General features: G+C 74.2%; 13 protein-coding genes. 9 read left to right on the top strand and 4 right to left on the bottom strand.

The window, feature by feature from the left end:
• The first annotated feature begins 28 nt into the window (after positions 1-28).
• On the top strand, positions 29-724 hold the full coding sequence (locus ACFYWG_RS03375; protein WP_389198975.1) for a L,D-transpeptidase family protein: 696 nt from the start codon (positions 29-31) through the stop codon (positions 722-724).
• 234 nt (positions 725-958) lie between these two features.
• Positions 959-1,144: a hypothetical protein gene (locus tag ACFYWG_RS03370; protein ID WP_333933234.1), complete on the top strand. Its 186-nt coding sequence runs from the start codon at positions 959-961 to the stop codon at positions 1,142-1,144.
• 124 nt (positions 1,145-1,268) lie between these two features.
• Here the strand turns inward: ACFYWG_RS03370 and ACFYWG_RS03365 are convergent, their stop codons facing one another.
• Positions 1,269-2,630 (bottom strand): S1 family peptidase, encoded by a 1,362-nt coding sequence (locus ACFYWG_RS03365; RefSeq protein WP_376330116.1) that lies wholly within the window; start codon positions 2,628-2,630, stop codon positions 1,269-1,271.
• 209 nt (positions 2,631-2,839) lie between these two features.
• Between ACFYWG_RS03365 and ACFYWG_RS03360 the strand changes: the two genes are divergently transcribed.
• Positions 2,840-4,018, top strand: coding sequence for a MalY/PatB family protein (locus ACFYWG_RS03360; RefSeq protein ID WP_389198972.1), 1,179 nt, complete (start codon positions 2,840-2,842; stop codon positions 4,016-4,018).
• A gap of 44 nt (positions 4,019-4,062) precedes the next feature.
• Complete coding sequence (locus ACFYWG_RS03355; protein WP_383511303.1) at positions 4,063-4,443, top strand: PPOX class F420-dependent oxidoreductase; 381 nt, start codon at positions 4,063-4,065, stop codon at positions 4,441-4,443.
• Between the two features lie 55 nt (positions 4,444-4,498).
• On the opposite strand, the gene ACFYWG_RS03350 is transcribed toward ACFYWG_RS03355, so the two are convergent.
• Together ACFYWG_RS03350 and ACFYWG_RS03345 are read right to left on the bottom strand one after the other, a co-directional pair.
• Positions 4,499-4,924, bottom strand: coding sequence for a Zn-ribbon domain-containing OB-fold protein (locus ACFYWG_RS03350; RefSeq protein ID WP_376330121.1), 426 nt, complete (start codon positions 4,922-4,924; stop codon positions 4,499-4,501).
• Positions 4,925-5,090: 166 nt separating this feature from the next.
• Positions 5,091-5,759, bottom strand: a complete 669-nt coding sequence (locus ACFYWG_RS03345) for a TetR/AcrR family transcriptional regulator (RefSeq protein WP_376330175.1) — start codon at positions 5,757-5,759, stop codon at positions 5,091-5,093.
• A gap of 490 nt (positions 5,760-6,249) precedes the next feature.
• On the opposite strand from ACFYWG_RS03345, the gene ACFYWG_RS03340 reads away from it, so the two are divergent.
• The 5 genes from ACFYWG_RS03340 to ACFYWG_RS03320 all read left to right on the top strand — a co-directional run bounded on the left by ACFYWG_RS03340 (position 6,250) and on the right by ACFYWG_RS03320 (position 11,031).
• Positions 6,250-7,374: a hypothetical protein gene (locus ACFYWG_RS03340; RefSeq protein ID WP_389198970.1), complete on the top strand. Its 1,125-nt coding sequence runs from the start codon at positions 6,250-6,252 to the stop codon at positions 7,372-7,374.
• A gap of 84 nt (positions 7,375-7,458) precedes the next feature.
• The gene (locus tag ACFYWG_RS03335) at positions 7,459-8,361 is read left to right on the top strand and encodes a hypothetical protein (RefSeq protein ID WP_389198968.1); all 903 of its coding nucleotides are present in this window, start codon (positions 7,459-7,461) and stop codon (positions 8,359-8,361) included.
• A gap of 108 nt (positions 8,362-8,469) precedes the next feature.
• Entirely contained in the window at positions 8,470-8,910 is a 441-nt protein-coding gene (locus ACFYWG_RS03330; protein ID WP_383511308.1) for a hypothetical protein, read from the top strand.
• A gap of 244 nt (positions 8,911-9,154) precedes the next feature.
• Positions 9,155-10,153 (top strand): YdcF family protein, encoded by a 999-nt coding sequence (locus ACFYWG_RS03325; protein ID WP_389198965.1) that lies wholly within the window; start codon positions 9,155-9,157, stop codon positions 10,151-10,153.
• Between the two features lie 137 nt (positions 10,154-10,290).
• A complete protein-coding gene (locus ACFYWG_RS03320; protein ID WP_389198963.1) occupies positions 10,291-11,031 on the top strand; it encodes a peptidoglycan-binding protein in 741 nt (246 codons plus the stop codon).
• Between the two features lie 439 nt (positions 11,032-11,470).
• Here ACFYWG_RS03320 and ACFYWG_RS03315 read toward each other — a convergent pair whose 3' ends face one another.
• Complete coding sequence (locus ACFYWG_RS03315; protein WP_389198961.1) at positions 11,471-13,909, bottom strand: SpoIIE family protein phosphatase; 2,439 nt, start codon at positions 13,907-13,909, stop codon at positions 11,471-11,473.
• Positions 13,910-13,945: the final 36 nt, after the last annotated feature.

Below are 13,945 nucleotides of genomic sequence, written 5' to 3'. Positions count from 1 at the left end.
CCACTTCCGCGAAAGGGCAGGACCGCTCATGGGGGACGTACGCAGACGGGGCGCCGTCGCACTCGGGATCACCGGACTGGTGGCGCCGCTCACCCTCGCGCTCGGCGCCACGCCGGCGCAGGCCGCGAGCTGCACCACGCAGGCCGGCCCGTACCAGAAGCAGGTGGAGAAGTTCCTCGGCCGTCCGGTCGACGGGAAGCAGTCCGCCGCCGACTGCAAGGCCATCCAGGCCTTCCAGACCAAGCACGGCATCTCCCCGAACGCCGGCTACGCCGGGCCCGTCACCTGGGGTGTGATGGACCTGATGCAGAAGCAGAAGGCCGTCGGGACGAACCCCAACAAGGACGGCAAGTGCCCGGTGAACAAGGGCCGCATCGCCTGCGTGAACCTCAGCCTCCAGCTGAGCTGGATCCAGGACGGCAAGAAGCTCGTCTACGGCCCCGTCCCGGTCCGCACCGGGCGCGACGGCTACGAGACCCGCACCGGCCTGAAGAAGATCTACTGGCGCAACATCGACCACGTCTCGTCGATCTACCACGTGCCGATGCCCTACTCCCAGTTCTTCGACGGCGGCCAGGCCTTCCACTCGGTCGGCGTCAGCATGTGGAACCTGCCGGGCTCGCACGGCTGCGTCAACATGACCCGGACCGACGCCAAGAAGTACTGGTCACTGCTGAAGAAGGGCGACGACGTCTTCGTCTACGGCCGCAAGCCGGGCACCTGATCGCCGCACCCCGCCCTGCCGCGCCGGCTCCAGCCCGACGATGCCCGGCAGGGTGGGGTCCGCGGCTTCCGGCCGGAGCGTGATCCGTGGCGAACTCCGCGCCGGGAAAAGGCACTCGCAGGCGGATGATGTGAACAGCCTCACGTTTACCGGCAGATGGACGTGATCAGCACCACTGTCTGATTTGTCCGATTGGCTCGGGATTACTCACATCGTCTTCACGTCGGGCGACGTATGCTTCACAGCATGTCCACCACTGTTGAACCATCATCCGAGCGATCGGCTGACGAGGTCAACGAGGAGATCCGGGCCCTGTGGCGCCGGTCGGGCGGGACACTGAGCGTCGAGCAGCGCGAGCAGTACCAGCGGCTCGTCCTGGAGTGGGCCGCCGCGGCCCCGCAGAAGGCGCCGGCGGCCTGACCGCCGCCCGCTCCCCGTCGACACGCCGGGCCTCTCCGCATACGTCGGCTCTTCGTCCGAGGGCACCCAGGATCGCGTGGGTGCCCTTTTCGCGTTCCCGTCTCGCGTGCCCGTGTGCGGCCGGTCATCCCCAAGTCGCCGAGTAGTACCGCCGGTAGGCCTTGCGGTCCTGCTCCGCACGGATGAAGCGCGTCGCGACCAGGGCGACGAGGCTGCCCGCGATCACCAGCAGGCCCGGACCGATGTTGCGCGGGTCACTGAGCCGGCTCAGCAGTGTCGACACCGTCTCGCCGGTGATCGGCGCCGAGGTGCCGGGGGAGGCGGCGCCCGCGGACGCGGCGCCCGGGGACGCCGACGGGGCGGGGGCGGCACCGGCGCCGCCGGACCGCTCGGAGACGATCAGCTTGACGCCGAGCTCGGTCAGCGCCTTCGTCACCGGCTGGAAGAACGTCGTGCCCCCGGCGGCGCAGTCCCCGCTGCCGCCCGAGGTCACGCCGAGCGCGATGCCGTTCGCGAACATCGGCCCGCCGCTGTCGCCCGGCTCGGCGCACACGTCCGTCTCGATGAGCCCGGTGACCGTGCCCTCCGGGTAGTTGACCGTCGCGTTCAGGGCGGTCACCTCCCCCTGCCGCAGCCCGCTGGTGCTGCCGCTGCGGAAGACCCTCTGCCCGACCTCCGGATCGGCGACGCCCGTGATGCGCACGCCCTTGCCGTCGCCCACCGCCACCACGTCCGCGCCCTTGCCCGCGCGGCCGCCGTCGTACTTCACCAGGGAGTAGTCGTCGCCCGGGAAGCTGCCCCGGAGCGAGGTGCCGACCTGCCGGCGGCCGCGGTCGTCGGCGAACCAGATCGAGCCGTCCGGACCGCAGTGCCCGGCCGTGAGGATGTAGTCACTGCTGCCGTCGGTCACGTTGAACCCGGCCGAACAGCGCCCCGCCGTCGAGAGGATGGGCTGCGCGCCGTTGAGCCGCGTGGTGAAGGTGCCCTGGGTGCGCTCCATGCGCACGAACCCGCCGATGCCGTCCGCGACCTTCGTCAGCCGGGCCCAGGCGGCGGCCGAGACGGTGCTGTCACCCCGTACGACGACCTCGTTGCGCTTGTAGTCCAGGGCCCAGGACGTCCCCGCCACCCGGGGTGCCGAACGCAGCGTGGCCGTCGCGGACTTGAGGTCGCTCATGCTGTGACGGACCAGCTTCGCCCGCGCCCCCGCCCGTTCCACCTCGGCGGCCGCCTTCTCGTCGGTGACGGCGACGACCGGCCGCCCGGCCCCGTCGACCCAGCTGCCCGCCGTGCGGGAGGCCCCGAGCCGGGCCACGAGGCCGGTGCCCTCACCGGTGGCCGGCGGGGCGGTGTAGGGGACGCCGATCACCGGGGCCGGCGGCTCGCTCGCCACGGCGCTCGTGACCATCGCTCCTCCGAGGAGGAGTCCGCCGACGGCCGCCAGTCGTGTCACTCGCCGGACGACCCGTCGTCGTGCGTGCCTCATGCATGGCTCCCGAACCCGAACATCACGGTGCGAACACCGGGGGCCGCTCCCGGAGTTGAACGCCCTCCCTCCATACGGGGCGCGACCCCGCCGCGTTCACCCGGCGGATGATCTCTTCACGGCCCAGGGCACGTCTCACCCTCCCGCACCCCGCGGCCGCGGCCCGTTCCCGCCCTGCCCGGCGGCCGTCCCGCCCCTATCGTGAGTGCATGACCAGGACCCCGCGCGAGACGTCCGGCCCACCGAACCCCCTCCAGGTCCTCACGCTCGAGCAGCTCAGGCTCCGCACCAGCACCAAGTGGCGCACGTACCCCGAGGACGTGCTGCCGGTGTGGGTGGCCGAGATGGACGTACCGGTGGCCGAGCCGGTGGTACGGGCCGTGACCCGCGCGATGGACCTGGGCGACACCGGCTACCCCGCCGGGACCGGCTGTGCCGAGGCGCTGGCCGCCTTCGCCGCCGAGCGCTGGAACTGGGACGGGATCGCCGTCGAACGGACCGCGATCGTGCCCGACGTCATGCTGGGCGTCGTCGAGATGCTCAAACTGGTCACCGGGTACGGGGACGCCGTGGTCGTGAACCCGCCGGTGTACCCGCCCTTCTTCCACTTCGTCTCCCATATGGACCGGCGGGTCGTCGAAGCCCCGCTCGGCCCGGACGGCCGGATCGACCTCGCCGTCCTTCAGGAGACCTTCCGCCGGTGCGTCGCGGGGGGCCGGCGGGCCGCCTACCTCCTGTGCAGCCCCCACAACCCGACCGGCACCGTGCACACGGCGGAGGAGCTGTCCGCCGTCGCGCGGCTCGCCGAGCGGTACGGCGTCCGGGTCGTCGCCGACGAGATCCACGCACCCCTCGTCCTGAAGGGCGCGCGGTTCGTGCCGTACCTGAGCGTGCCGGGCGCCGAGCGCGGACTGTCGCTGATGTCGGCGTCGAAGGCGTGGCACCTCGCCGGGCTCAAGGCCGCTCTCGCCCTCGCGGGGCCCGGGGCCGCCGACGACCTGGCCCGGATGCCGGAGGAGGTCGGGCACGGTCCCAGCCACGTCGGCCTCCTCGCCCACACCGCCGCCCTGCGTGACGGCACGGACTGGCTCGACGCCCTGCTCGCCGGGCTCGACGACAACCGGCGCCTGCTCGCGCAGCTGCTGGCCGAGCACCTGCCCGGCGTCCGCCACCGCCCGCCCGCGGCCACCTACCTCGCCTGGCTCGACTGCCGCGCGCTCGGGCTCGGCGACGACCCGGCGGACGTCTTCCTGCGCCGCGGGCGCGTCGCCCTCACCTCGGGACGGCCCTTCGGCACCGGTGGTGCCGGGCACGCCCGCTTCAACCTGGCGGCCTCGGCAGAGGTCATCACGGAAGCCGTCCGCAGGATGGCGCGGGCGGCGCACTGACCCGGTGCCCGCGCGACGCACCGCACACTCGTACACTGCCCGCCATGGACGACAGGGAGCTGGACCACCTGGGCTCGGGCAAGTACCTGCTGATCACCAGCTACCGCAGGAACGGGACGCCGGTCGCCACCCCGGTGTGGGTGGTGCGCGACGGGGACGCGCTGGGCGTCTGGACGGCCGCCGACTCGTGGAAGGTCAAACGCATCCGCAACCGGGCCGACGTCCTGGTCGGCCCGTGCGACCTGCGCGGCAACCCCACCGGCGACCAGGTGCCCGCCACCGCCGAGATCTGCGACGCGGCCACCACCGCCCGCTACCGGAAGCTGATCGCCCGCAAGTACGGGCTCATGGGCCGGCTGACGCTCCTGGGCAGCCGGCTGCGGCGGGGCACGGACGGCACGGTGGGCATCCGCATCACCGCGTGAGGCCCACGGCCCTCGCCTCGCAGCGGAGCTGTTCCGCCGTCGAGCCGACGAGCGGTCAGCTCCAGGCCCGGTAGGGCTCGTCCAGCAGCTGGAACACCGGCTCGCCCCGGACCGGGTCCTTGGCGGTGGACAGGCGCACCCGGTCCCCGCTGTGGATGCCGATGGGCGGGCCCATCACCCGGCCGCGTACGACGAAGCCCTCGGCCATCTCGACCATGGACACGTTGCGCGCAGCGGGCGTGTTGCGGTGCACCACCGTGGAGTGGCGGACCGTGCCCGTGCCCTCGGCGCGCTCGGTGCGCAGGTCGCTGCCCCGGCAGACCGGGCACAGCAGCCGGTGGTACATGGCCGTGCCGCACCAGGTGCAGCGCTGGAAACAGAGGGCGTCCCTGTCCATGCCCGGCCCCTGGCCCTGGGGGGCGAGCAGGCCCGTCGCGGAGCCGGCCGTCTGCTGAGCGACGCTTCCTGAGTGGTGGTACACGCTGTCAACTCCCTGCACTCGCCCGGAATGCGTGTGCGGGTCGCCCGCGCACACGTGTGCCCGGTCGCCGTGCCACCGTGCACGCAGCACAGAGTATGGCACTCAGTGCCACTCGTAAAGGCACTCCGTACCCTCTCTCTGGACCGCTTCCCGGGAGCGGAAGGCGTCAGGCGCGGCCCAGCGCCGACTCGAGCTCCTGCACGACCCGCCACAGGGGCGCCCCGCGCCGGGACACCACGACGACCACGTCGTCGGGCCGTTCGCCGGCCGGCGCGGCGGTGGTGCCGCCGAACGCCGTCCGCACGTGCGCGAGCGCGTGGTCCACCGCGGCGTCCGCGTCGCCCCGCCCGTCCGAACGCAGCCAGGAGCGCAGGGCGTTGTTGTGCGCGGCGACCACGGCCGCGGCGATCACGTCGGCCTGGAGGGTGCCGTCCCGGCGGGTCGCGAAGCGCCGCCGCAGGTACGCGGCGAGAGCCCGCTCGTAGCGCCACACCACCGACAACTCATAGGCGCGCAGGCCCGGGACCTGCTTGGTGAGGCGGTAGCGCTGGACGGAGAAGGTGGGGTTCTCGGCGTACATCCGCAGCACGAGCCGGGCGGCGTCGCAGACCCGCGCCACCGGCTCCTCCTCCCCGGAACCGTCCGCGAGGAAGGCCGTCATGTCGGCCAGGCAGCGCTCGTGGTCGGGGAAGACCACGTCCTCCTTGGACGGGAAGTGGCGGAAGAACGAGCGCCGCCCGACGCCGGCGAGGGCAACGATGTCGTCGACGGTGGTCTGTTCGTACCCCCGGGCGAGGAACAACTGGAAGGCCGCTTCCACCAACGCGTCCCGCATGGGCGGCCGGCCGGCCCCCGTCCCGGCTTTCTCGGAGCTCATGATCTGGAACGTAGCACCTGTATGTCCTCTCCTGGCACTCAGTGCCGCAGACGTCCCGTCGTGGGCCTGCCTGCGGTGATGGATTTCTCCTCATCGATCGCGAGGCATCTTCCATGACCTGGGCTGCTGACAGCGGGACCGCCCCGTGCGAGTGTCGGGGAGCGCCCCACCGACCGGGGCGATCACCGCCGGCGCGGGAAGGGAACGCTCGCGCCTGCGCATCCGTACAGGACGTTCGTCGCTCCCGCCCGGCCGCGTCGCGTGGCCTCGGGCGGAACCGCGGGACCAGTCGTGTGCACTCAGGAACGGGGGACCGTCGATGCCGTTTGCCCTGCGCAGGAGAACCGCCCGAACGACAGCCACCGGGTCGACAGGCGCCCGGTCGGCAGCCGCCCGGCCGGGAACACCCCGGAGGGCAGCCGGTCGTTCGGCGACCGCCGGGAAGGCCGTGCTCGCCTTGGCGGCGACGGCTCTGTGCCTGGGCGGGGGTGTCGCACCGACGGCGTCCGCGGACCCGGCACGGGCCCGGTCCGTCGAGGTGCCCGCGGGGGTGACGGCCGCAGTGGCGGTGTTCGACCGGCAGACCGGAACCTTCACCGAGCAACTCGACACGACCCGGCAGTTCCGGGCGGCCTCCGTGGTCAAACTGCTGATCGCCCTCGACCACTTGTGGAACCGCGGTCCCTCCTACGACATCCCGTCCGCCGACCGCACGCGGCTGGACGCCATGCTGCGCAGCAGTGACGACGACGCGGCCACCCACTACTGGGTGCAGAACGGCCAGGGCGCCGTCATCGACCGGATGGTCGCCCGGCTGGGACTGACCCACACCGCCAAGCCGCCGGCGACGCACCCCGGCTACTGGGGCTACACGGCCCTCACCGCCGCCGACACCGTGCGGATCTACCGCTACCTCCTGGACGACGCCCCCGCAGCCGTACGCGACTACGTGATGGGCAACCTGCGGCAGTCCACGCGGTGCGGCACCGACGGTTTCGACCAGTACTTCGGCGTGGCGGGCGCGTTCGACCGGCCGTGGGCGGTCAAGCAGGGCTGGTCCGGCTTCGCCTCGGGGGACTGCACGGCCTCGGCGTCGGCCGCAGGCGCCACCGGGTCGGCGACCGGCGCCCCCCGCACCGAGGGCGCGGCCGCGGTGGACCTCGTGCGGGAGGCGCTGCACACCACCGGCACGGTGGGAGCGGGGGACCGCTCCATCGTGGCCGTCCTCACCCTGCACCCGGACGGCACCCCGTACGGCAAGGCCTTCACGGACGTGGGCCGGCTGGTCCGCTCCCTCGACGTGCCCGGCGGGACCCGTCCCGCGGGCACCTGGTTCGGCACCTGGGGCTCGGGCGTGCGGGTCCGGGCCCTGCCGACCACCGCGTCCGACACGCTGACCACGCTGCCCGCCGGCGTGGAGGTGCTCGTCCGCTGCCAGAAGCGGGGCCAGGAGGTCTCCGTACCGCCCTACACCAACGACTGGTGGGCCTATCTGCCCCAGTACGGCGGCTACGTCACCAACATCCACATCAGCTCACCCGGCAACCAGCTGCCCTCCGTGCCCGCCTGCTGAGCAGGGGTCACGAGGCACTCCGGGAGGGCGGTGACTCCCGCCGGAGGACCCCCACCCCGGTGGGGCGGACACGGAGGACACACGATGACGCGATGGCGCAGAAGCGTGGCCACCGCCGTGACGGGGCTGTTCCTGCTGCTCGCCGCCGGTTGCTCCGGCGGGCCCGCGGGCGGCCGCGCACCGGAGGCGGCGGGCACCTCGTCGACGGCGGGACCGGCCACGGCACGGGAGCGGAGTCTGCTCTACGACGCCGAGCAGGAACTGCAGCGCAGGTGCATGCGAGCGGCCGGGTTCCGGTTCTGGGCCGTGCCCGAGGACCCGCTGCCCGAGGCCCGTGACTTCCCCTACGTGATCGACGATCCGGCGTGGGCGAAGCGGTACGGCTACGGCAGTGCCCTCGAGACACGGGTCAGCAGGCTCCGCGCCGAGGATCCCAACCAGGTCTATCTGCGCGGTCTGCCCGACGACCGCCGGCGGGCCGCGATCACCGCTTTGAACGGAACCCGCCGCGAAGGGCTGCGGGCCGAACTCCCCGGCGGGGCGGTCATCGGCCACAGCGCCACCGGCTGCCGGGCGAAGGCCTGGCGCACCCTGTACGGCGACCTGTCCGCCTGGTACGCGGCCAGCACGCTCGTGGACAACCTGGGCGCCCTCACGCAACAGCGCGTCACCGCCCACCCGGACTTCACCCGGGCCGCGGAGAAGTGGTCGGCGTGCATGCGGGCCGACGGACTGCGCTACCGCGACCCCGCCCAGGCCAGAACCGAGTTCCTCGGCCACCACGGGGCCCGCGACACGGCGCGGGAGGTCCGCGTCGCCGTCCGGGAGGCCCGGTGCGCGCGCAGCAGCGGCCTGTCCTCGGTCGCGCGGCGCCTGGACCGCCGCTACGGCCGGGAACTGCGCGACGAGCACCGGGCCGAGGTGGACCTGGTCGAACGCCTGCGGGCCGACGCCCTTCCGCGGGCCCGCACCGTCCTGGCGCGCTGAGGCGCCGGGACCCCGGAACCCTCACCGCAGGGGAGCGCGGGCCCTGCCCGCCCTTCCCGGACGCCGGTCGAGGACAACAAGAGTGACGAACCCACAAGGAGAAAGCACATGCTGATGAACCGGGGCAAGTCCCTGCTCACGGCGGCGGTGTTCGCCGCCGCGCTCGTGGCACCGACCACCGCCCACGCGGCGGGCACCGCGGAGACCGCCCCCGCGTCGGAGAGGGCCGTGGCGGCCGACGGCAACCTCTACGCGTGGGAGCACTCGTGGAAGGGCGGCCGCCAAGCCGCCTGGTTCGGCGACAGCTCCAACTGGTCGGACCGCAACATGCGCAACCAGGCGTCGTCGGTGGACAACCAAGGCTACGCGGGGGCCTACGACGACGTGCGGCTGTACTGGGACGCCGGGTACGGGGGCGCTTCCTACTGCCTGGCCAACGGGCACTACCTGATGGACATGCGGTACGACTACTTCCCGAACAACGGGGCCGGCGGCGGTCAGGCGATGAACGACAACATCTCCTCGCACCGCTGGGTCAACTCCTGCTGATCCCCGCGGAGCCGCGACGGGTGCCGACCGCGTCGGCCGGCACCCGTCGCGGTGCGCCTCGCGGCTCCCGCGCGGCCGCCCGGCGGCACGGCCGGCACGGTCTGCCGGTTCCGCCGAGCGCATCACCGCCCGCCCGGGTGCGGCGCACCACCACAGGTCTGGGAGGATGGCAGGCAGATGTCCGTACCGGGTCGGGGACCCGCGGACTGCGGGCGGCGGGCGGAAGAGCGGAGCGGTGCGGCACATGCCGGAGTACCCGGAGTACCTCGCCGCGGCCCTGTTCGCCGCGGGCGGCGTGGTCAACGCCCTGCTGGCACCGCACCGGTTCTCCACCGCCGTCCTGTTCTGCCTGGCGGTGACCTCCGCCGGGCTCGGCCTGGCCGTCCGCAGCGCGGCGGACTTCCCGGCCGCCGCCACCGTCCTCGCGGTCGCCGCCCTGCTCCTGGCGCTCGCGCTGGGCCTGCTGCTCCTGGCCGACGGCGTCCTCCTGGTCCGGCGCTACGGACCGCAGGCGGCCCTGCTGGCGACCGCGGCCGCCGGCTGCGCGGTGCTGGCGGTGCTCGGCCTCGACGCGGTCTTCCACGCGGTCGGCGGCGAGACGTTCGGTGCCTTCGTGATCGCGGTCAACGCGGCCGCGGGTCACCTGAGTCTGCTCTTCCTCGTCTTCGCCGGATACGTGCTCGTCCGGGGGCGCGCCACCGCTCCGCCGGGAACCACCCATGTCGTCGTCCTGGGTGCCGGGCTCGACGGCGACCGGCCAGGGCCGCTGCTGACCCGCAGGCTGGAGCGCGCCCTCGCGATCGACGCGGCCCGCACACCGGACACGCCCCGTGCGGTGTTCGTCGTCTCGGGCGGCCAGGGCGACGACGAGGTCCGCTCCGAGGCGGACGCGATGGCCGACTACCTGCGCGGACGCGGAGTGCCCGCGGACCGGATCGTACGGGAGGACCGCTCCGTCAACACCGGGCAGAACCTCCGCTTCAGCGCGGCCCTCGTCGACGGCACCACCCCCGGCCCCCGTGCCACGGTGGTCACCAGCGGCTTCCACGTCTACCGCACGACCCTGCTGGCCCGCCGTGCCGGTGTGCCCGTGCACGTCGTGGGCGCGCCGACCTCCCCCGCCTACTGGCTGGCCGCGACCCTGCGCGAGTACGCCGCCGTCCTGTGGCTGGACCGGCTGCGCCTGGTCGGACTCAGCCTGCTGCTGGCAGTGCCCGTGGCGACGGCGGTCTTCGCACGCTGACGCGCCCGGCGCGGACTTCGCAGGAGGTCCCGACGCGGGGAGTCCTGAACAACCGGCGCGGTGGCCGCGTATCCAGCGGCAGGACGATCCACGGCCCCGGCGGCCCCCGCCCCGGGCCCGGACGGAAGGAGAGCGGAGTGCCGGTACCGTCCGAGCCCCGGCCGCCGCACGACGGCCCGGTCCTGGAACCCATCCGCGTCCTGCGGCCCCGGCGCACCGACGCCCTGGCGGAACTGATGCGCGAGTTCCGGGGGGAGACGGGCCGGGAGCCCGCCTACGAGTCCGTCGCCCTGCCCGGACCACCGCCCGGTTCGCAGGACAGCACGCGGGAACTCCCGCCGGTCGGCGGCGACGGGGGACCCCGCCGGAGCGGGCCCCCCGTCGCCGGCACGGCCCGCAGGCCCACCTCCGCCCACCGTGCCGACGCCTCCGGCGGTGCGGGCGGGCGGCGGCGCACCGCCGTCGCCGCGGCCGTCCTCGCCGCGGCGGCGATCGGCTTCGCCGGGGCGACGCTGGTGCACCGGGAGCACGGCGACCCCGCCGCGGCCCCCGCCCCCCGGCCGCCCGCCTCCGCCCCCGCGACGGCCCCCACGTCCGGATCCGCCCCCGCACCCACCCCACCCGTCCCCGACCCCGACGGCGCCGGGACGCTCCGCGAGGGAGCCACTGGCCCCGCGGTGACCGACCTACAGCAGCGCCTGCTGCGCATCCCGGACGTCTACCGCGACGGCTCCACCAGCGGCCGCTACGACCCGGTCCTGACCGCGGCCGTGGCCCGCTTCCAGCTCTGGTACGGCGTCAGCGGCGACGAGACCGGCGTCTACGGCGACGACACCCGGGCCGCCCTGGAGTCCCGCACGGCACCCGTCACGAGCTGACGCCCGCGGCCACGCGCCGAGGCCGGCCGAGGGCAGGGTGCCGGGCCGGTCCGCCGGCCGGATCGGACCCGCGTCGTCGACCGCGCGCACGTGCCGCGTATCGAACTCCCGGCAACGGAAGGTCAAAGCGGCGGTGCGGCAGCGCCGCGGTGCGTCACCCTGGCCCGGGGCGACTCCACGAGCACCAGCACCTGCCGCACCGGCCCGCCACGGACGACTCGGCGCCGCCCCGCCGCCGTAGTCCGCCGCGAACCGAAGGCCACGCCCATGAACGGCTCCCGCATCCCCGGCCTGGTGCTGCCCGTCCTGTTCCTGCTGGCCCTGCTCGTCGGCCTGTGGTGGTACTGGCGCCACCGCGGCGACTCCTGACCCGCTCTAGGATCACGCACGCCGCAGCCGGATCACGTCGGCACGCACCCCTCCCGCCCGCGCGCCCGACCTACCCGGGCGCCCGACCCGCCTGTACGGCTGCCTGCGCCCCGACCGGCCGGCCCCGCACGTCCGGCACCCGGACGTCCACCACGCACACGTCGTCCCTGCGCTCGTCCGGCAGCATCCGAGCGAGCAGGGGTCCCAGCGATCCGGGCCGGTCGGTGTGCGGCGCTGCCACGGCCTCGCCGAGCCGTTCCAGTCCCCGGTCGATGCTCTCCGGCGGGTGCTCGACCAGTCCGTCGGTGAACAGGATGAGCCGGTCGCCCGGTTCGAGACGGCACTCCGCCTCCTCGTACACCGCGGTGGGGGACGCCCCGATGAGCATGCCGCGCGGGCGGTCCAGGTACTGCGGCTCGCCGTCCCGCAGCAGCAGGGGCGGGGGATGCCCGGCCTGCGCCCAGACCAGCCGGCGGTCGCGGGGGCTGTAGCGGGCCAGGACCATCGTGGCGGTGGCGTAGGTGTCGTGCGAGTGCAGCAGCAGCGTGTTCAACCGGGCCAGCGCTCCGGTCAGGGAGGAACCCGTGATGACCATGCCCTTGGCGGTGAAGCGCAGTTGGGCCATCGTGGCGACGGCGTCGACCCCGTGCCCGGCGACGTCGCCGACCACCAGCAGCGCGTCCCCGTCGGGCAGTTCGATCGCACTGAACCAGTCACCCCCGACGTGCACGCCCGACTGGGCGGGCAGGTAGGCGACCTCGACGCGCAGCCCGGCCAGGTGCACGGGCCGGTTGGCCATCGGCAGCAGGGCGTGCTGGAGCCGGGAGGCCAGGGTCCGCTCGGCCCGCAGCACGTCGTGCTGGGTGAGGATGGCCCGCTCGCTCTCGACCAGGGCCAGTTCCGCCCGCCTGCGGGCCGTGGTGTCCTGCACGAAGCCGTGCACCTCGACGGGCGTGCCGTGCCGGTCGCACACCGCCTCGGCCGTGAGGCGGAGGTGGCGGATGCCGTTGCCCGTCCGGATGCGGAACGGCACGTCGACGGGCTTGCCGTGGTGGACGAGGCCGGCGACGGCGCGGGTCAGCGTGGGGGTGTCCTCCGGCAGGGCCAGTTCCGGCACGCCGGTCAGCGGCACCGGCCCGTCGGCCGGGTCCCGGTCGAGCAGCGCGAACACCTGGGTGGACCAGGAGACCTCCGGGGTGTGCAGGCTCCAGTTCGCCCAGCCGAGGTTGCCCAGCCGCTGCAGGTCGGCCAGCCGTTGCTCCTGCCGGTCCGAGGAGCCGTGCCGGATCCAGGAGACGACCAGGCTGTCGCCGAGCGGGGCGACCCGGACCGTGTAGATGAACAGGGCCGCGATGCCCGCCACGACCTCTTCGTGCGCGAAGGGCTCGCTCTCGTACTCCTGCCCGGTTTCCAGGACCTGGAGGCAGCCCTGCCACGGCGGTTCGGCCGGGATCGCCGGGCGCAGTTCCAGCAGCCGCCGGCCGGCCGCCGCCTCGCCGTTGCGGCCCAGCAGATCGCCGGCCCGGGCGGTCGCGGCCTCGATCCGGAAGTCCTCGACGTCGCCCGAGGCGGTCCGCAGCGGCGTCAGCAGCATCGCCGACAGCGGCAGCGCCTCGAACAGGGCCTGCACCGCGTCCGCGCCGGCGTCGGCGGAGCGCTCCGGCGGGGTGTCGAGGGCCCGCAGCCGCCCGGCGCACAAGCCGGCGACGCCGTGCAGGTGGGCGCGGTCCTGTGCGGTGAACTCGCCGGCCCGGGCGCGCAGCACCCCGAGGCAGACCTCGGCCGGGCCCTCGCCGGGCAGCGGCAGCCAGGCGCGCGAGCGCCACCGCTCGGGCGGGTCGCCTATGAGCAGGTAGCGCTTGGCGTCGGTGTCGAAGTCCTCCAGCCAGCGCGGTTCGCCCGCGCGCAGGGCGTCCAGCGCGGCCACCCCGCTCAATGGCGGCACCTGGCGCCACTGGGCGGCCAGCCGGTCTTCGACACCGGCGTGCCCGATCAGCCGCAGACCGCCGTCGGCCCGGTGGCGGTAGATCAGCACCGCGTCCGCCGCCATGTCCGGGGCGAGGTGCTCCAGCAGGCACCGGGCGAGATCCTGGGGCGTCGTCACCCGAACGAGGGTTTGGCCGAGGCGGGCCAGAGCGGCGCTCACGTCGTCGGGCACGGCGGTCCGCTCCGTGCCGATGACACGGGGACCGGCCGTGCCGCCGCCGGAGGTGTCCGGGTCGGTCGCCGGGAGCGCCGCAGGGCCGAGCGCGCCGAGCGTGATCCAGCACTCCTCCAGCAGGGTGCGGCGTGCGTCCTTGGCCCGGCGGCGCAGTTGTTCGCTCGCCGCGTTCGCGGTACATCCGGTCAGCGCCATCACCGCGCCCTTGGCCCGCTCGACGACAGCCGAGACGGCCGCCTGGTCGCGCAGCCGGTCCAGCTCGGCCCGCTGCCGGGCGGCGATCTTGGCCAGTTCGACCAGGTCCGGTGCGGCACCGGGCTGTGCCGGTGTCGCGGGCTCGCTCGTCACGCGTCGAGCATTGCACACCGGGGCGGATCGGTAGAG

Origin of the sequence: Streptomyces sp. NPDC003456, assembly GCF_042878735.1 — a bacterium.
Taxonomy (GTDB): domain Bacteria; phylum Actinomycetota; class Actinomycetes; order Streptomycetales; family Streptomycetaceae; genus Streptomyces.
Note: the sequence above shows the minus strand (reverse complement) of the source record. Positions and strands in the feature narration are given on the sequence as shown.